The organism is Burkholderia sp. Ac-20379, assembly GCF_017104645.1.
In the GTDB taxonomy this organism is placed as follows: Bacteria; Pseudomonadota; Gammaproteobacteria; order Burkholderiales; family Burkholderiaceae; genus Burkholderia.
Genome location: NZ_JAAGPF010000144.1, coordinates 1 through 18,232, shown reverse-complemented (window position 1 = coordinate 18,232; position 18,232 = coordinate 1). Strand labels below are relative to the sequence as shown.

The following is an 18,232-nucleotide window of genomic DNA, read 5'->3' as shown; positions in this document are numbered from 1 at the left end:
AGCGCCACCGCGCCCGCGGCCGACTGAGGACGCCGACGATGTCCGCCCCCTCGTCCTCTCCCGCCGCCACGCCGCCCGCCCGCGGCCCGTTCGCGGCGCTGGCCGCCACGTTCGCCGACTGGGCGCGCACCGACGGCAACGCCTGGCTCTACCTCGTCAAGGCGCTGACGGCCGCGTTTCTCGCGGTCGGCGTGTCGATGGTGCTCGACCTGCCCGCGCCGAAGACGGCCCTGACCACCGTGTTCATCGTCATGCAGCCGCAAAGCGGCGCGGTGCTGGCCAAGAGCTTCTACCGCCTGATGGGCACGTTCGTGGGCCTCGCGGCCACGCTCACGTTCGTCGCGCTGTTCCCGCAGCAGCCGTGGCTGTTCCTGAGCGCGGTGTCGCTGTGGGTCGCGATCTGCAACGCAGGCGCCGCGCGCAACCGCAATTTCCGCAGCTACGGCTTCCTGCTGGCCGGCTACACGGCCGCGCTGATCGGCCTGCCCGCCTCGCAGCAGCCCGACACGGCGTTCATGACGGCGCTCACGCGGGTGGCCGAAATCGTCGTGGCGATCGTCTCGGCCGGGCTGGTCAGCGCACTGCTGTTCCCGCGCTACACGGGCGAGCAGATGCGCACCACGGTGCGCCGCCGCTTCTCGTCGTTCGTCGATTACGTGGCCTCGGCGCTGTCGGGCAAGCTCGACCGCGCGCAGATCGAAAAGGTGCACACGCACTTCGTGGCCGACGTGATCGGCTTCGAATCGGCGCGCAGCATGGCCGTGTTCGAGAACCACGAATTGCGCATGCGCAACGGCCGCCTCGCGCGCCTGAACAGCGAGTTCATGACGGCGTCGAGCCGCTTCCACGCGCTGCACCAGTTGATGAACCGGCTGCGCGCCGCGCACGACACGGCCGTGATCGCCGCGCTCGAGCCGTACTACCACGAGATCGCGCCGCTGCTCGAACCGGACGGCCAGCCGGTGCGCACCGCCGCCGAAGCCGCGCGCGTGGCCGGGCCGCTGCTCGCCTATCGCGACGCGCTGCCGAAGCGGATCCGCGCCACCCGCGCCGAGCTCGAACGGCAGCCCGATTTCCCGCTGCTCGATTTCGACACGGCCGCCGAGCTGCTCTACCGCTTCGTCAGCGACGTGCACGACTACGCCGCCACCTACGGCTCGCTCGCCAGCGAGACGCACGAACGCGAGCGCTGGATCGAGCAGTTCGAGCCGAAGACGAACCTGACCGCCGCGCTGATCGCGGGCCTGCGCACCGGCGTCGTGATGATGCTGCTCGGCGCGTTCTGGATCTACAGCACCTGGCCGAGCGGCGTGATGCTGGTGCTGAACGCGGCGGCCGTCTGCGCGCTGGCCTCGTCATCGCCGCGCCCGAGCACCACCGCCGTGCAGATGGCGCTCGGCGCCTCGCTCGGCGTGGTGATGGGGCTGCTGCTGACGTTCGTGATCTATCCACGCATCGACGGCTTCCCGCTGCTCTGCGTCGCGCTCGCGCCGATGCTGGCGATCGGCATCCGGCTCACGCTGAAGCCGAAGACGGGCGCGCACGGCATGGGCTACCTGATCTTCTTCAGCTTCCTGGCCGGCCCCGACAACATCACGCACTACGATCCGGTCAGCTTCATCAACAACGGCATCGCGATCGTGCTGTCGATGATCGTGTCGGCGATCGCGTTCTCGGTGCTGATGCCGCCCACCTCGCCGTGGCTCAAGCGCCGCCTGTTCGCGGACCTGCGCCGCCAGGTCGTGCAGGCGTGCGAGGGCCGCCTGGCCGGGCTGCGCACGCGCTTCGAAAGCGGTGCGCGCGACCTGATGTTCCAGGCGCACACGCTGTCGGCCGACCAGCCGGGCGTGCAGCGCGACGCGCTGCGCTGGATGTTCGCGGTGCTCGAGGTCGGCAACGCGATCATCGATCTGCGCCACGAGCTGAAGGGCCTGCCCGGCGATCCGCGCTACGCGGCCTCGATGCCGTGGCGCACGGCGATCCGCACCATGCGCCGCAACGTCTGCGCGCTGTTCGCCGGGCCGAATCCGGCGCGCTTCGACGCCGCGCTGGCCGCGACCATCGACGCCATCGCGGCCACCCGCCAGGCGCTCGACACGTTCGCGCCGCCGGCCGAGGAACGCCATCGGCTGCAACGCATCCTCAGTCATCTGCATTTCGTGCGCACCGCGCTGCTCGATCGCGAATCGCCGCTCGCGGCGCTCGACGGCAACGCCGCGCCGCCTACCCCGGGAACCTCATCATGATGCCGCGTGAAATCGCCGTATTCGATGCGTACATGCCCACCGTCGTGCTGTTGTTCGTGCTCGGCGCCATCCTGACCTGGGCGCTCGACCGCGTGCTGGCCGCCACCGGCCTGTACCGGCTGGTCTGGCACCCCTCGCTGTTCCGCGCCAGCCTGCTCGTCTGCATCTGCGGCGGCCTGAGCCTCGCCGTCTACCGTTGAAATGAATCGAACCATGCTCCTCAGAAAACTTTTCGGCTTCGTCGCGACAGCCGTGATCCTCGTCGTCGCGATCCTGATCGGACACCGGCTGTGGGTCCATTACATGGACGAGCCGTGGACCCGCGACGGCCGCGTGCGCGCCGAAATCGTCAACGTGGCGCCGGACGTGTCGGGCGCCGTGGTCGAACTGCCGGTGCGCGACAACCAGTTCGTGCACAAGGGCGACCTGATCATGCAGATCGACCCGTCGCATTACGAGATCGCCGTCGAGCAGGCCAAGGCCGCCGTGGCCGCGCGCCAGTCCGAATTGCAGATGAAGCGTGCGGACGCCGCGCGCCGCGCCGATCTCGACGCCGCCGTGGTGTCGAAGGAAAGCCGCGAAAACGCCGCGCAGACCGCCTCGGGCGCCGCCGCGCAGCTCCAGCAGGCCAACGCCGCGCTCGACGCCGCCAAGCTGAACCTCGAACGCACGCGGGTGATCGCGCCGGTGGACGGCTACATCACCAACCTGAACGTGTTCAAGGGCGACTACGCGACGGCCGGCAACGCCAAGCTGGCGATCATCGACAGCCATTCGTTCTGGGTCTACGGCTACTTCGAGGAAACCAAGCTGCCGCGCGTGAAGCTCGGCGCGAAGGCCGAGATGCGGCTGATGAGCGGCGGCGTGCTGAAGGGCCATGTCGACAGCATCTCGCGCGGCATCTACGACCGCGACAACCCGCAAAGCCGCGACCTGGTGGCCGACGTCAACCCGACGTTCAACTGGGTGCGCCTCGCGCAGCGCGTGCCAGTGCGCATCCATATCGACGAGGTGCCCGACGGCGTGGTGCTGTCGGCCGGCACCACCTGCACGGTGATCGTCGACGAAGGCAAGCCGCAGGCCGGCAACAACAAGCAGGCGCCGGCCGCGCCCGCGCACTCCTGATCCGCGCCGCCCCCGGGCGGGCGGTCAACAAAAAACCCCGCGATGCCTGGCGCATCGCGGGGTTTTTCGTTGTGAACCGGTCGCCCGGCGCGGCGGCGTTCAGCCCGCCACGCGGAAGTGCCCGACCAGCGCCTTCAGCGATTGCGCCTGCTCGTCGAGCGAGCGCGCGGCGGCCGCGGCCTGCTCGACCAGCGCCGCGTTCTGCTGCGTGCCGGAATCCATCTGCTCGACCGCGCGGCCGATCTCGTCGATGCCGGCGCTCTGCTCGGTCGACGCCGCCGAAATCTCGCCGATGATGTCGGTCACGCGGCGCACCGCACGCACCACGTCCTCCATCGTGCGGCCGGCGTCGGTCGCCAGTTGCGCGCCGTTCGCCACGCGATCCACCGACGCGCCGATCAACTGCCGGATTTCCTTGGCCGCCGTGGCCGAACGCTGCGCGAGCGAACGCACCTCGCTCGCCACCACCGAGAAACCGCGCCCGTTCTCGCCCGCGCGCGCCGCCTCGACGGCGGCGTTGAGCGCGAGGATGTTGGTCTGGAACGCGATGCCCTCGATCGTGCCGATGATGTCGCGGATGCTGCGCGCGCTCGCGTCGATCTCGTTCATGGTGCTGACCACGCGGCCCACCACCTCGCCGCCCTGCTCGGCCACGTCGGAGGCGTTCTGCGCCAGCGCGCTGGCCTGCCGCGCGTTCTCGGCGTTCTGGTGCACGGTGGAGGTCAGTTGCGACATGCTCGACGAGGTGCGCTCCAGCGCCACCGCCTGCTGCTCGGTGCGCTGCGACAGATCGAGGTTGCCGGTGGAGATTTCGCTCGACGCCGACGCGATCGCCTCGGCGCTCGCCGCGATCTCGCGCACCGTCTGACCGAGCTCGCGCTGCATCGCGTCGAGCGCGAACAGCACGCTGTCGTGATCGCGCTTGGCAAGCTTGACGGGCTGGGTCAGGTCGCCGCGCGCGATGCCGGCCGCGATCACCTTCGCCGTGGCCGGTTCGCCGCCCAGTTGCGCGCCGAGCCGCTGCACCACCCACGAGGCGATCAGGATCGCCACCACGATCAGGCCGGCCGTCATCACCGCGATCATCAGCAGCGAGGCGTGGAAGCGCGCCGTGGACGCATCGCGCGTTTCCTTGGCGGCTTCGCCGCGCGCCGCCACCAGCATGTCGACCTGCTTCTCGAGCTTGCCGGTTTCGACCAGCAGGCTCACGTCCTGCGTGCCGACCTGCCAGTTCATCTGCGACAGATCCAGCGATTGCTGCTTGACCAGCGCGACGAAGTCGCTCAGATGGGCGCTCCAGTCCTTCACCGCCTTGGCGAAGCTGTCGAGCGAGGCGCGATCGCCGGCGTCGGCGTAGCGGTCGAGCACGGCCAGTTCGGTCGTGATGCCGTTCAGGTCGCCCGCGATGTCGTTGCCGAGATCGTCGCGCTCCTTGGCCGTGGTGGCCGTCAGCAGCATCTTTTGCGCGCGACTCGCGCGCAGCACGTGGCCGCGTACCGCCTCGGCCGCGTGGCTCGCGACGTGGCCCTGCTCGTAGACGGAGCGGATCGATTCGTCGAGCCGGCTGATCTGCCAGAGCGAGAACAGCCCGATCGCCAGCGTGCCCACCAGCAGCACGGCGAACGCCGCGTACAGCGTCGCCCGCACCGACCAGGCGCGCCCCGGCGCGCGCTTGCCGCGTGTCGAAGCGGCCGGCGCGGCGGCGCCGGGCGTCATGCCTGCCGTCGCCGGCCGTGCGCGCAGCGAAATTCCCATCATCCTTCCCCCGTACTCATTCTGCTGCCGGAAACGTCGGCTCCGGCATCACCGTACGGCCGCCAGCCGCGGATCTGCGGCACGGCCCTTCCCGCGCGTGTCGTCACGGATAAGGGCTTGACGGCAGGTCGGATTTTTTTCTTGAGTACGGGTCTGCCCCGATATGACGGGACTTTTGTTCATGGTCACAAAAATATCGTGCGGAAATGGCACCGGATCGGGCCCATCACGATGTCCGAATCGCGACAAAACTTGGCCTGACAATCCGAGTGAGCCAATTTACACTCCGGTGACGCCGTTACGAATTCCCATCACAACGCGCGGCTCCGCCGCCCAACGCTCGTTCGCCATGCAAACCAGCCTCGACCCGTCTCAACCCCTGCCCGACGCGCCGCCCGCCGCCCAGGCGCCGGCCCCCGCCCGCACCGATTACCCGGTGCTCGGCGCGATCAGCTTCTCGCACCTGCTCAACGACATGATCCAGTCGTTGATCCTGGCGATCTATCCGATGCTGAAGGACAACTTCTCGCTGTCCTTCGCGCAGATCGGCCTGATCACGCTCACCTATCAGATCACCGCCTCGCTGCTGCAGCCGCTGGTGGGCCTTTACACCGACAAGCGGCCGATGCCGTATTCGCTGCCGGTCGGCATGGGCTTCACGCTGTCGGGGCTGCTGCTGATGTCGGTCGCACCGAGCTTCGGCGTGCTGCTGGTGGCCGCCGCGCTGGTGGGCTGCGGCTCGTCGGTGTTCCATCCGGAATCGTCGCGCGTGGCGCGGATGGCCTCGGGCGGACGCCACGGCCTCGCGCAGTCGCTGTTCCAGGTGGGCGGCAACGCCGGCACCTCGCTCGGGCCGCTGCTCGCCGCGCTCGTGATCATTCCGCACGGCCAGCACAGCATCGCCTGGGTGTCGGTGGCCGCGCTGGTGGCGATCGTGGTGCTCGCGCAGATCGGCCGCTGGTACCGCCGTCAGCCGTCGCTGAAGAAGCGCAAGGCCGGCGAGCGCCACGCCACGCTGACGCGCAAACAGGTGTTGCTCGCGCTCGGCGTGCTGATGCTGCTGGTGTTCTCGAAGTATTTCTATCTGGCCAGCATCACCAGCTACTTCACGTTCTATCTGATGGACCGCTTCCATCTGGGCGTGCAGGCCGCGCAGTTGCACCTGTTCATCTTCCTCGCCGCCGTGGCGGCCGGCACGGTGATCGGCGGGCCGATCGGCGACCGCATCGGTCGCAAGGTCGTGATCTGGGTGTCGATCCTCGGCGTCGCGCCGTTCACGCTGATGCTGCCGCACGCGAACCTGTTCTGGACCAGCGTGCTGACCGTGATCATCGGCGTGGTGCTGGCCTCGGCGTTCTCGGCGATCCTCGTCTACGCCCAGGAACTGATTCCGGGCAAGGTCGGGATGGTGGCCGGCCTGTTCTTCGGCCTCGCGTTCGGGATGGGCGGGATCGGCGCGGCGGTGCTCGGCGACATCGCCGACGCCACCAGCGTGTCGTACGTCTACCAGCTCTGCGCCTACCTGCCGCTGCTCGGCGTGCTGACGGTGCTGCTGCCCGACGTCGAGGGCAAGAAGGCAAAACGGGCGGCGGCGGCGTAAGTCACCTCACCTGCTCCCCCGCATGCAAAAAAGCCCGGTTCACGCGAACCGGGCTTTTTTTCGTCCTTCCGCAAACCGGCCGGGCCGGGCCGCGCCCTCAGGCCGGCAACGCGCCCGCCGGATCGGCTTCGCCAGCCGCGGCCAGCGGCGCATCGGCCAGCCCGATCAGGAACCCCTTCAGGATTTCCGACGAATAGGCCGCAGCGATCTCGGTCAGGAAATTCGTGAACGAGGCCGTGGCGTGATCGTCGGCCGCGTCGGAGATGGTGCGCACCACGGCGCACGGCACGCCGTATTCGTAGCAGACCTGGGCCAGCGCCGCGCCTTCCATTTCGACGGCCAGCGCATCGGGCAGCGCCTCGCGCAGCGCGACGACTTCCGGCTCGCTCGACACGAACCGGTCGCCGCTGATGATCAGGCCCGTATGCACGCGCGCGCCGCGCAGCCGGAAGCGCGCCTTGAGCGCTTCGCCGTGGCCGGCCACGAACGCATCGCAGGCCGCGCGCAGCCGCGCCGACAGCGCCGCATCGGCCGCGAAGCGCGTGATGCCGAGCAGCGGCACCTCGTGGCGCGGGAAGATCGGCGAGGCGTCGAGATCGTGCTGCAGCAGCGCCTGCGCCACCACCACGTCGCCCACCGCCACCTCGCGCGACACGCCGCCGGCCACCCCGGCGAACACGATCGCGCGCACGTCGAAGCGATGGATCAGCGCGGTGGCCGTGGAGGCGGCCGCCACCTTGCCGACGCGCGCGAGCGTCACCACGCAGGGCACGCCGTAGGCCGTGCCGACGTGGTACTCGCGCTGCCCGAGCGTGATCGTCTCGACGGCGCCCTCGGCGCGCATCGCGGCGACCAGATCGCCCAGCTCCTGCGGCAGCGCGGCCAGAATGCCGAGCGGACGGCTGCGATCGAAACTCAAAGAAAAGGCCATGTTCATTCCACCGGCTGAAGTTTTGCGACGGCCAGCGCGAGCCATTTCTCGCCGTGCCGCTTGAATCGGACCTGCGCCTTCGCATCGGCGCCATCGCCCTCGAGGGCGATGACCGTGCCCTCGCCGAACTTGGTATGGAACACCGGCTGACCGACGCGGAAACCGTTGCCGGCCGCGCGCTTTTCGTTCGCGAACGCCGGCAGCGGCGCGGACACGGCCGCGTCGACCACGCTGTCGCGCGAGCCGCCGCCGTTGTTGCCGCCCCCGCCCGGCCGCGAGAACCAGTTGCGGCCATAGCCGGCGTTGTCGGCACGGCCGCCCCAGCGGCTGCCCGCCTCGACCTGCGGCGTCAGCCACTTCAGCACGTGCTGCGGCAGTTCGTCGAAGAAGCGCGAGCGGATGTTGTAGCGCGTCTGGCCATGCAGCATGCGGCTTTGCGCGAACGACATGTAGAGCCGCTCCTTGGCGCGCGTGATTGCCACGTACATGAGCCGGCGCTCCTCTTCCAGCCCGTCCGATTCGAGCGCGCTGTTTTCGTGCGGGAACAGGCCTTCCTCGAGGCCGGTGATGAACACGGCCGAGAATTCGAGGCCCTTGGCCGCGTGCACCGTCATCAGCTGCACGGCGTCCTGGCCGGCCTGCGCCTGGTTGTCGCCCGCCTCCAGCGAGGCATGCGACAGGAAGCCGGCCAGCGGCGTCATGGTGTCGGGGTTCTGCGCCGGATCGCCGAGATCGGCCGGTGCCAGCACGGTGTCGGCCGCATCGCCAGCCACGGCGATCTCGGGCGCCGCGCTCGCGCCGGGGCGCAGCGGAATCGCGCGCGCCGGCGCGTCGAGCCCGTAGCCCTCCTCGCCCACGAACGCGGTGGCCGCATTGACCAGTTCCTGCAAGTTCTCCAGGCGGTCCTGCCCTTCGCGCTCGCCTTGATAGAAATCGCTGAGGCCGCTCGCGCGCACCACGTATTCGACCGTTTCGGGCAGGCTCATCTGCGCCGTTTCGGCGCGCATCTTGGCGATCAGGTTCGCGAACGCGCCGAGGCTCGAGCCGGCCTTGCCGGTGACGTAGGGAATCGCGGCCGACATCGCGCAGTTGTAGAGCCGCGCCGCGTCGGCCAGTTGCTCGATCGAGCGCGCGCCGATGCCGCGCGTCGGGAAATTGACCACGCGCACGAACGCGGTGTCGTCGTTCGGGTTGTCGATCAGGCGCAGATAGGCCAGCGCGTGCTTGATTTCCTGGCGCTCGAAGAAGCGCAGGCCGCCGTACACGCGATAGGCGATGCCGGCCGTCATCAGCGTGTGCTCGATCGCGCGCGATTGCGCGTTGCTGCGATAGAGCACGGCCACCTCGCTGCGCGCCATGCCGGTGGTGATCAGCGAGCGGATTTCCTCGACGATCCAGCCCGCTTCCTGCGAATCGGTGGCGGCCTCGTACACGCGCACCGGCTCGCCGTGCCCGGCGTCGGTGCGCAGGTTCTTGCCGAGCCGGTGCGAGTTGTGCGAGATCAGGTGATTGGCCGCATCGAGGATGTTGCCGTGCGAGCGGTAGTTCTGCTCGAGCTTGATCAGGTTGCGGACCCGGAATTCCTCCTCGAAGTCGCGCATGTTGCCGACGTTCGCGCCGCGGAACGCGTAGATCGACTGATCGTCGTCGCCCACCGCGAAGATCGCGTTCTCGGAGCCGGCCAGCAGCTTGAGCCAGGCGTACTGCAGCTTGTTCGTATCCTGGAACTCGTCCACCAGGATCTGCCGGAAGCGCGACTGGTAATGCGCGCGCAGCGGCGGATTGAACATCAGCAGCTCGTAGCAGCGCAGCAGCAGCTCGGGGAAATCGACCACGCCCTCGCGCTGGCATTGCTGGTCGTAGGCCTGGTACAGCTCGACGAACATCCGGTTGAAGTTGTCGGTGGCCTCGACCTTGTCCGGGCGCAGCCCTTGCTCCTTCGCGTTGTTGATGAAGTACTGAACGTTCTTCGGCGGGTATTTCTCGTCGTCGATGTTCGAGGCCTTCATCAGGCGCTTGATCGCCGACAGCTGATCGGCCGTGTCGAGGATCTGAAAGGTTTGCGGCAGCCCGGCGTCGCGGTAATGCGCGCGCAGCATGCGGTTGCACAGCCCGTGGAACGTGCCGATCCACATGCCGCGCGTGTCGATCGGCATCATCGCCGACAGCCGCGTGAGCATTTCGCGCGCGGCCTTGTTCGTGAACGTGACGGCCAGCACGGTGGGCGGCGACGCGAAGCCTTGCTGAATCAGCCAGGCGATCCGCGTGATCAGCACGCGCGTCTTGCCGCTGCCCGCACCGGCGAGAATCAGCGCGGGCTCGTTGGGCAGCGTGACGGCGGCGTATTGTTCGGGGTTCAGATTCGCGAGCAGATCGGGCATAAAGCGGGAGGCGGACGGTGGGAGGTCAGGCGACAGGCCCGCCATTATAGAACGCCCGGCGGCACCGCCGCCGCGCGGCCGCCGGCGCGCTCGTGCGGCGATTTACGCCGCCTCGGCGGGCCTGCAGGCGGCCTCGCGCTCCCGGGCGATGCGCATCCATTTATAATTGACGGTTTCCGCATCAATCACGCATTCCTTCAGGCAATTCCAACCATGAGCGACGACAGCACGCTGGCGAAGAGTTTCGAGCCCCAGACCATCGAATCCCATTGGGGGCCGGAATGGGAAAAGCGCGGCTATGCCGCCCCGGCGTTCGACCCGGCCAAACCCGATTTCGCGATCCAGCTCCCGCCGCCGAACGTCACGGGCACCCTGCACATGGGCCACGCGTTCAACCAGACGATCATGGACGGCCTGGCCCGCTATCACCGCATGCGCGGCGACAACACGCTGTGGGTGCCGGGCACCGACCACGCCGGCATCGCCACGCAGATCGTCGTCGAGCGCCAGCTCGACGCGCAGAAGATCTCCCGCCACGATCTCGGCCGCGAGAAGTTCGTCGAGCGCGTGTGGGAATGGAAGGAAAAATCGGGCTCGACGATCACCAACCAGGTGCGCCGCCTCGGCGCGTCGACCGATTGGAGCCGCGAATACTTCACGATGGACGACAAGCTGTCGTCGGTCGTGCGCGAAGTGTTCGTGCAGCTCTTCGAGCAGGGCCTCATCTATCGCGGCAAGCGCCTCGTCAACTGGGATCCGGTGCTGATGACGGCCGTGTCCGATCTCGAAGTGGTGAGCGAGGAAGAGGAAGGCCATCTCTGGCACATCAACTACCCGCTCGCCTCGGGCGAGGGCCATCTGACGGTCGCCACCACGCGCCCGGAAACCATGCTCGGCGACGTGGCCGTGATGGTTCACCCGGAAGACGAGCGCTACCGCCACCTGATCGGCCAGTCGGTGCGCCTGCCGCTGTGCGACCGCGAGATCCCGATCATCGCCGACGATTACGTCGACCAGGAATTCGGCACCGGCGTGGTGAAGGTCACGCCCGCGCACGACCAGAACGACTACCAGGTCGGCCAGCGCCACCAGTTGCCGCAGATCGAAATCCTCACGCTCGACGCGAAGATCAACGACAACGCGCCGCAAGCCTATCGCGGCCTCGACCGCTTCGAGGCGCGCAAGCGCGTGGTGGCCGATCTGGACGCGCTCGGCGCGCTCGATTCGGTCAAGCCGCACAAGCTGATGGTGCCGCGCGGCGACCGCACGGGCGTGGTGATCGAGCCGATGCTGACCGATCAGTGGTTCGTCGCGATGACCAAGCCGGCGCCGGAAGGCAGCGTTCATCCGGGCAAATCGATCACCGAGGTGTCGCTCGACGTGGTGCGCGACGGCAGCATCAAGTTCGTGCCCGACAACTGGACCACCACCTACTACCAGTGGCTCGAGAACATCCAGGATTGGTGCATCTCGCGCCAGCTCTGGTGGGGCCACCAGATCCCGGCGTGGTACGGCGAGAACGGCGAGATCTTCGTCGCGCGCGATGAGGACGGCGCGCGCGCCAAGGCCGCGGCCGCCGGCTACACGGGCGCGCTGCGCCGCGACGAGGACGTGCTCGACACGTGGTTCTCGTCGGCGCTGGTGCCGTTCTCCTCGCTCGGCTGGCCGAACGAAACGCCCGAACTGAAGCACTTCCTGCCGTCCTCGGTGCTCGTCAGCGGCTTCGACATCATCTTCTTCTGGGTCGCCCGGATGGTCATGATGACGACGCATTTCACGGGCAAGGTGCCGTTCCACACCGTCTACATGCACGGCCTCGTGCGCGACGCGGAAGGCCAGAAGATGTCGAAGAGCAAGGGCAACACGCTCGACCCGCTCGACATCATCGACGGCATCGCGCTGGAAGACCTGGTGGCCAAGCGCACCACCGGCCTGATGAATCCGAAGCAGGCGGCCAGCATCGAGAAGAAGACGCGCAAGGAATTCGCCGACGGCATCCCGGCGTTCGGCACCGATGCACTGCGCTTCACGATGGCGTCGATGGCCACGCTCGGCCGCAACGTCAACTTCGATCTGGCGCGCTGCGAGGGCTACCGCAACTTCTGCAACAAGCTGTGGAACGCCACGCGCTTCGTGCTGATGAACTGCGAAGGCCACGATTGCGGCACCGCCAAGCCGGAACTGTGCGGCGCGGGCGATTGCGGCCCCGGCGGCTACCTCGATTTCTCGGCGGCCGACCGCTGGATCGTCTCGCTGCTGCAGCGCGTGGAAGCCGACATCGCCAAGGGCTTCGACGATTACCGCTTCGACAACATCGCCAACAGCATCTACAAGTTCGTCTGGGACGAATACTGCGACTGGTACGTCGAACTGGCCAAGGTGCAGATCCAGAACGGCACGCCGGAACAGCAGCGCGCCACGCGCCGCACGCTGCTGCGCGTGCTCGAAACGGTGCTGCGCCTCGCGCATCCGGTGATCCCGTTCATCACCGAGGCGCTGTGGCAGAAGGTGGCGCCGCTCGCGGGCCGCTACCCGGCCGGCCAGGCCGAAGGCGAAGCCTCGCTGATGGTGCAGGCCTACCCGGTCGCCGATCTCGCGAAGCTCGACGACGCCGCCGAGCAATGGGCCGCCGACCTGAAGGCCGTGGTGGACGCGTGCCGCAACCTGCGCGGCGAGATGAACCTCTCGCCCGCCACCCGCGTGCCGCTGCTCGCCACCGGCGACGTCGAACGCCTCGGCACCTTCGCGCCGTACCTGAAGGCGCTGGCGCGCTTGTCGGACGTGACGATCGTGGCCGACGAAGCCACGCTCGACGCCGAAGGCCAGGGCGCGCCGATCGCCATCGTCGGCACCAGCAAGCTGGTGCTGAAGGTGGAGATCGACGTGAAGGCCGAACGCGAGCGCCTGTCGAAGGAAGTCGCGCGCCTGGAGAACGAAATCCGCAAGTGCGAGGCCAAGCTCGGCAACGAGGCGTTCGTCGCGAAAGCCCCGCCGGCCGTGGTCGAACAGGAGCAAAAGCGCATCGCGGAATTCCGCGGCACGCTCGACAAACTGGCGGCGCAGCTTGCGCGGCTGCCGGCGTAACAAACGGTAAGGTCGCTTGCACGGAACGTGCCAGCCCAATCACCATGGGCGGCACGGACGATATAACCCCAGATGAAAGGTCGATCACATGCTGAAAGTCACTAAGGCGGTATTCCCGGTTGCCGGCCTCGGCACCCGCTTTCTGCCGGCGACGAAGGCAAGCCCGAAGGAAATGCTGCCCGTCGTCGACAAGCCCCTGATCCAGTACGCCGTCGAGGAAGCGATCGCGGCCGGCATCACGGAAATGATCTTCGTGACGGGCCGCAGCAAGCGCGCGATCGAGGATCACTTCGACAAATCGTACGAAGTCGAAGCCGAACTCGAAGCGCGCGGCAAGGAAAAGCTGCTCGACCTCGTGCGCAGCATCAAGCCGGCCAACGTCGATTGCTTCTACGTGCGTCAGCCGGAAGCGCTGGGCCTCGGCCACGCCGTGCTGTGCGCCGAAAAGCTGGTGGGCGACAACCCGTTCGCCGTGATCCTCGCCGACGATCTGCTCGACGGGCAGCCGCCCGTCATGAAGCAGATGGTCGACACGTTCGATCACTATCACAGCTCGATCATCGGCGTCGAAGAGATCCCGCCGAGCGAAACCCGCTCGTACGGCATCGTCGACGGCAAGGAGTGGGAAGACTCGATCATCAAGCTGTCGGGCATCGTCGAGAAGCCAGCGCCCGAAGTGGCGCCGTCGAACCTCGGCGTGGTCGGCCGCTACATCCTGAAGCCGCGCATCTTCGAACACCTGCGTTCGATCAAGCCCGGCGCCGGCGGCGAGCTGCAGCTCACCGACGCGATCGAGGCGCTGCTCGCCGACGAACAAGTGCTGGCCTACAAGTATCAGGGCACGCGCTTCGACTGCGGCAGCAAGCTCGGCTACCTGAAGGCGACGGTCGAGTTCGCGCTGCGCCACCCGGAAGTGCGCGACGAGTTCGAGCAATACCTGCGCGAACGCGGCACGCAGCAATCGGTGTAAGCGCCCCGCTCGCCCGCGTTTTTCGATGCGGGCAGCATAAAAAACGCCGCGCGATGCGGCGTTTTTTACTGTGCGGCGGCAATTTACTGCGCGGCGGCGGCAGCAGCCGGTTTCACCGACACCACGCCGGGCAGCCCGCCCGCCGGATCGGGCCGCGTCTTCACCAGCCAGCCGCGCGCATCGTCGAACGGCAGCTTGGCCAGCGCGCTGCGCACCAGCAGCGGCATCGCCGCGAGCGCATCGGGTTGACGGTCGCGCGCGGCGGCCGTGACCTGATAGGCGGTGGCGCCGGTGCCGCGATCGACGAACCGCAGCGTCAGCAGATGCCGGTAGACCGTTCCCGCGAACGGCAGCGGAAACGGCGCGGCGCCGTCCACGCGCAGGCCCGGCGCATCGGAGCACGGCCCGCTGGCCGGCGCGCACGGCGCGCCGAGCGCGAGCGCGGCCGGTTGCGTCGCATAGGCGATCGCGAGCCGGTAACGCGCCGCCTGCCCCGCGTCGGCCAACCGGTAGCCGTCGTGCGCCAGCGCGTCGCGCACCAGCGCCTCCACGCGCGCGTAATGCGCGTTGCCGTCCTGCGCCTCGGTGCGCGTCAGCTCGTAGGTCTGTCCGGCCGCGCCGAAGCCGGCCGGCTGCCCGGTCACGCTGACGCCGGTGGCCGGCGCGGCGCAGCCCGCCAGCAGCGCCGCCGCGCATCCCGCGCCCATCATCCCCATCGCCCGAATCGTTTTCATTCCCGTTCTCCTCGCGTGGCTTGCCGAAGCCCCCGTTGCGTCACGCCGCCCCGCTCACTCGCCGGGCTCATCGAGCCGCGGCAGCGTGATCGAGATCGCCGTGCCTGCGCCCACCGCGCTGTCCACCGCGATGTGGCCGCCGTGGCGCGTCACGACCGTCTTGACGAATACCATGCCGAGCCCCGCGCCCGTCACCTCGGGCCGCTCGCTCGCGTGAAAGCGCCGGAACCGCTCGAACAGATGCGGCTGATCCTCGGGCGCAATGCCATAGCCCTGATCGCGGATCGTGCAGGTCACGCGCGGCGGCGACGGCTCGGTCGTGAAGCGGCAGGTGATCAGCGTATCGGCCGGGCTGTACTTGACCGCGTTGTTGAGCAGGTTCACGAGCGCGCGCGTCATCAGCGAGCGGTCCGCGCCGATCCAGTACGGCTCGACGCCGGGCTGCGCGTCGATGCGGATCCGCTTGGCCTGCGCCTGCGGCCACACCTCGTCGCTGGCGTCGATCAGCAGATCGGCGAAGTTCGTCGCGTCGATCCGGTAGGTCTGCGATTCCGCGCGCGCCAGGTGCACGAACTCGTCGGCCAGCGCGAGCGCGCGCCGCGCATGGCGCTCGATGCGGCCGAACAGTTCGAGCTGCACGGCCGGCATATCGGCGCGCTGGCGCTCGAACTGCAGCAGCGCGAGGATAGACGCCTGCGGCGAGCGCATGTCGTGCGACAGCAGATGCAGCGCTTCCTCTCGCTGCCGTTCGGCCGCGTGCAGCGTGCTGACGTCGACCAGCCCGGCGATCCAGCCGCTCGCGCGCCCCTCGGCATTGGTACACGGCGCGTAGCGTAGCAGATGGTCGAGGCCGTCGAGATCGCGCACCTCCAGCCCGCTTTCGAGCAGCGCCGGGGCCTGGCCCGACGCGCGCGTCGGATCGAGCGCATCGGGCCAGGCCGCGCGCAGCGCCGCCTCGTGCTCCGGGTGCGCCACCGTCTTGACGAAGGCCAGCTCGCCGAGCGCGGCGCGCAACGGCCGCCCTTCCGGCGCGGCCACCCGCACCCGCGCGCAGTAGCGCTTGGCCGCGTGGTTGGCGATCAGCACGATGCCGGCCACGTCGGTCACGAAGATCGGCTCGGGCATGCTGTCGAGGCTGTCCCAGACGAAGCGCTTCATGTCCTGCACGCGCTGCGCGGCCTGCGCCATCAGGTTCATCTGGCGTTCCAGCACGTCGCCGCCGAAGCGGCCGCGCGCGGCCGGATCGCGCGGCGCCTCGGGCAGCAGATGCGGCTCGGCGGCCAGCCGTTCGAGCTCGCCGCGCAGGTAGCGCATCGTCATTTCGAGCCGCCGCCAGTTCCAGACCGGATACACCACGATCAGGCCGAGGATCGCCGGCGCGGGCGTGAGCCAGAGCCGCGCGCCGGACAGCAGCGCGACGCTCGCGGCCACGCAGGCCAGCGTCAGCGACAGCGCCAGCAGCAGCGAGCACCGTGGCATGCAGTTCCACGCCCGGCAGCGGGCCGAGTTCGCCCGACACCGGCGTGGCGAAACGGTCGTAGAGGCCCGCGGCGGTCACGCCGACCAGCACCAGCTTGCCGCGCAGCGCCGCGTCGGGCACCTTGCCGGCCAGCACGTCGGCCAGCGAATAGGCCGGATAGCGCGGCGTCGCACGGCTGAACGGAATCAGATACCGGCCCGGGCCGGGCAGCGGCGCGTGGCTCAGCGGCGACGACGGCGCCAGCCCGCGCGCCGCCGACAGCATCAGTTGCGGCCAGTCGCGCCGCCCGTCGCTTTCGCTCAGCGCGACGCTGCGCACGATGCCGTCCGGATCGACCTCGAAGTTGATATGGCCGAGCCCCGCCGCGCGCTCGGCCAGCGCCGGCACCGGCAGCGTCGCGTCGCGCGCGCCGGCCGCGTTCTCCGGGCTCAGCAGCACCGGCAGCCAGGTCGGCACGCGCGCGAGCGCCGCGGCGAGCGCCGCGTCGTCGGCCGACTGCTCGACGAACAGCACGTCGTACGCCACCGCCGCCGGCTTCGCGCGCGCGAGCGCGTCGAGCAGTTGCGCATGCACGCCGCGCGCCCACGGCCAGCGGCCGAGCCGCTCGACGCTGGCGTTGTCGATCTCGATCACGGCGATGTCCGGGTCGAGCACGAGGCTGCGCGCGCCCAGCAGACGGTCGTAGACGAGCCGGTCGACACTGGCCGTGGCGTGCCAGAACACGCCCGCGAACACGGCCGCCACGCCGAGGCAGCCGATCGCGAGCCATTCGATCAGGACACGCCGGCCGAGCGGACGCCGCCGGCGCGGGCCGGGACCGGGCGCGAGGCCCGCCGCGGACGCCTCGTCGGGCAACAGACTGTCTGCAAGCTTCATCGTCGCGCGTCAGCGGGCCAGCGTGAAACTGTTGACGGCGCCCGTCTTCTCGTAGAAACGGCCGCCGTCGAACTGCTCGGCGCTCACGCTCCAGTAGTAGTCGCCCGGCGGCAGATGCGCGATCACCATGCGCGTGTCGGTCATGCCCGGCTGATCGACGATCGGGTTCGACAGATCCGCCGACGCCGACAGCACGAACCGGTAGCGCGTGCTCGCGCCGGCCGCCGCGCCGCTCGGCATCCAGCGGAACGCATAGCCGCCGCGGGTCGGGCCGGCCTCGGCATGCAGGCCGAAACGCCGCCGCTCGAAACCGTAGGTGCGCACCTGCCCTTCGAGTCCGTTCGCGTCGATCGCCGCGACGCGCACGAAATAGCTGCCGTCGGGCACGTCGTCGAAGCGTGCCTGCGGCGTCGCGATGCGTATTTCGCGCAGCACGTCGAGAAACCCGGCGTCGCTCGCGATCTGCACGCGATACGCCTGCGCCCCGGCCGGCGGCACGAGATCGAAGCCGACCTGCGGCGCGTCCTGCACGCGGCCCGGCTTGAGAACCGTGGGCGCGTCGAGCAGCGGCACCGGTGCGCCCACCTGCCCGTCGGCCGCCGCGATGCTGCCGAAATTCGCATGCACGAGCGTCGGATCGGGGCTGCGCGCCGGCCCGACGCCGACCGTGCCCGCCAGCACCTCGACGCGCGTGCGCGCATCGCCGCCCGCGTCGTAGTTCACGCGAAAGCGCGTGCCGCGCACGCCGGCCACCACCGACGGCGAGCGGATCTGGAACCGGTCGTCGGGCCGCTTCATGTGCGTGACGTCGCTGTCCACCGAGCCGCGCTTCAGATCGACGATGCGCGACAACGTATTGGTCAGCACCGTGCGATGGAGCGCGCCCAGATCGATTTCGCTGTCGGGCGGCAGGCTCAGATGGGTGCCGTCGGTCAGTTCGAGCGTGACGAAACCGTCCGCGCCGGTGCGCAGCCGGTCGCCCTCGCGAAGCGTCGCGTCGGCCGCGAGCGGGCCGAACGCCGCGGTGCGGCCGGCGCGCTCGACCGCGCC

General features: G+C 69.1%; 11 protein-coding genes and 1 pseudogene. 6 read left to right on the top strand and 6 right to left on the bottom strand.

Going from position 1 to position 18,232, the window contains the following annotated elements; translation table 11 throughout:
- Window positions 1–38 precede the first annotated feature (38 nt).
- The 3 genes from G3N92_RS18860 to G3N92_RS18850 are packed head-to-tail and all read left to right on the top strand — an operon-like array spanning window position 39 to window position 3,371.
- Window positions 39–2,246, top strand: a complete 2,208-nt coding sequence (locus G3N92_RS18860; RefSeq protein WP_206129044.1) for an FUSC family protein — start codon at window positions 39–41, stop codon at window positions 2,244–2,246.
- Window positions 2,243–2,446: a DUF1656 domain-containing protein gene (locus tag G3N92_RS18855; protein WP_206129043.1), complete on the top strand. Its 204-nt coding sequence runs from the start codon at window positions 2,243–2,245 to the stop codon at window positions 2,444–2,446. Before G3N92_RS18860 ends, G3N92_RS18855 begins: the two co-directional genes overlap by 4 nt.
- A gap of 13 nt (window positions 2,447–2,459) precedes the next feature.
- A complete protein-coding gene (locus tag G3N92_RS18850) occupies window positions 2,460–3,371 on the top strand; it encodes an HlyD family secretion protein (protein ID WP_206129042.1) in 912 nt (303 codons plus the stop codon).
- Window positions 3,372–3,470: 99 nt separating this feature from the next.
- Here G3N92_RS18850 and G3N92_RS18845 read toward each other — a convergent pair whose 3' ends face one another.
- On the bottom strand, window positions 3,471–5,129 hold the full coding sequence (locus G3N92_RS18845; protein WP_206129041.1) for a methyl-accepting chemotaxis protein: 1,659 nt from the start codon (window positions 5,127–5,129) through the stop codon (window positions 3,471–3,473).
- A 346-nt stretch (window positions 5,130–5,475) separates the two neighbouring features.
- Between G3N92_RS18845 and G3N92_RS18840 the strand changes: the two genes are divergently transcribed.
- The gene (locus tag G3N92_RS18840; RefSeq protein WP_206129040.1) at window positions 5,476–6,726 is read left to right on the top strand and encodes an MFS transporter; all 1,251 of its coding nucleotides are present in this window, start codon (window positions 5,476–5,478) and stop codon (window positions 6,724–6,726) included.
- 97 nt (window positions 6,727–6,823) lie between these two features.
- On the opposite strand, the gene G3N92_RS18835 is transcribed toward G3N92_RS18840, so the two are convergent.
- The gene (locus tag G3N92_RS18835; protein ID WP_241014885.1) at window positions 6,824–7,657 is read right to left on the bottom strand and encodes a 5'-methylthioadenosine/adenosylhomocysteine nucleosidase; all 834 of its coding nucleotides are present in this window, start codon (window positions 7,655–7,657) and stop codon (window positions 6,824–6,826) included.
- 2 nt (window positions 7,658–7,659) lie between these two features.
- On the bottom strand, window positions 7,660–10,038 hold the full coding sequence (locus G3N92_RS18830) for a UvrD-helicase domain-containing protein (protein ID WP_206129038.1): 2,379 nt from the start codon (window positions 10,036–10,038) through the stop codon (window positions 7,660–7,662).
- A 213-nt stretch (window positions 10,039–10,251) separates the two neighbouring features.
- On the opposite strand from G3N92_RS18830, the gene G3N92_RS18825 reads away from it, so the two are divergent.
- A complete protein-coding gene (locus G3N92_RS18825; RefSeq protein ID WP_206129037.1) occupies window positions 10,252–13,122 on the top strand; it encodes a valine--tRNA ligase in 2,871 nt (956 codons plus the stop codon).
- 88 nt (window positions 13,123–13,210) lie between these two features.
- Window positions 13,211–14,092, top strand: coding sequence for a UTP--glucose-1-phosphate uridylyltransferase GalU (gene galU / locus G3N92_RS18820; RefSeq protein WP_206129036.1), 882 nt, complete (start codon window positions 13,211–13,213; stop codon window positions 14,090–14,092).
- Between the two features lie 83 nt (window positions 14,093–14,175).
- Here the strand turns inward: galU and G3N92_RS18815 are convergent, their stop codons facing one another.
- The 3 genes and pseudogenes from G3N92_RS18815 to G3N92_RS18805 form a co-directional block, all read right to left on the bottom strand.
- Complete coding sequence (locus G3N92_RS18815; protein ID WP_241014884.1) at window positions 14,176–14,826, bottom strand: DUF4136 domain-containing protein; 651 nt, start codon at window positions 14,824–14,826, stop codon at window positions 14,176–14,178.
- A 54-nt stretch (window positions 14,827–14,880) separates the two neighbouring features.
- A pseudogene (locus G3N92_RS18810) lies at window positions 14,881–17,182 on the bottom strand (CHASE2 domain-containing protein).
- Window positions 17,183–17,191: 9 nt separating this feature from the next.
- Window positions 17,192–18,232 (bottom strand): FecR domain-containing protein (locus G3N92_RS18805; protein WP_206129035.1); only part of this gene is annotated, 1,041 nt, incomplete at its 5' end.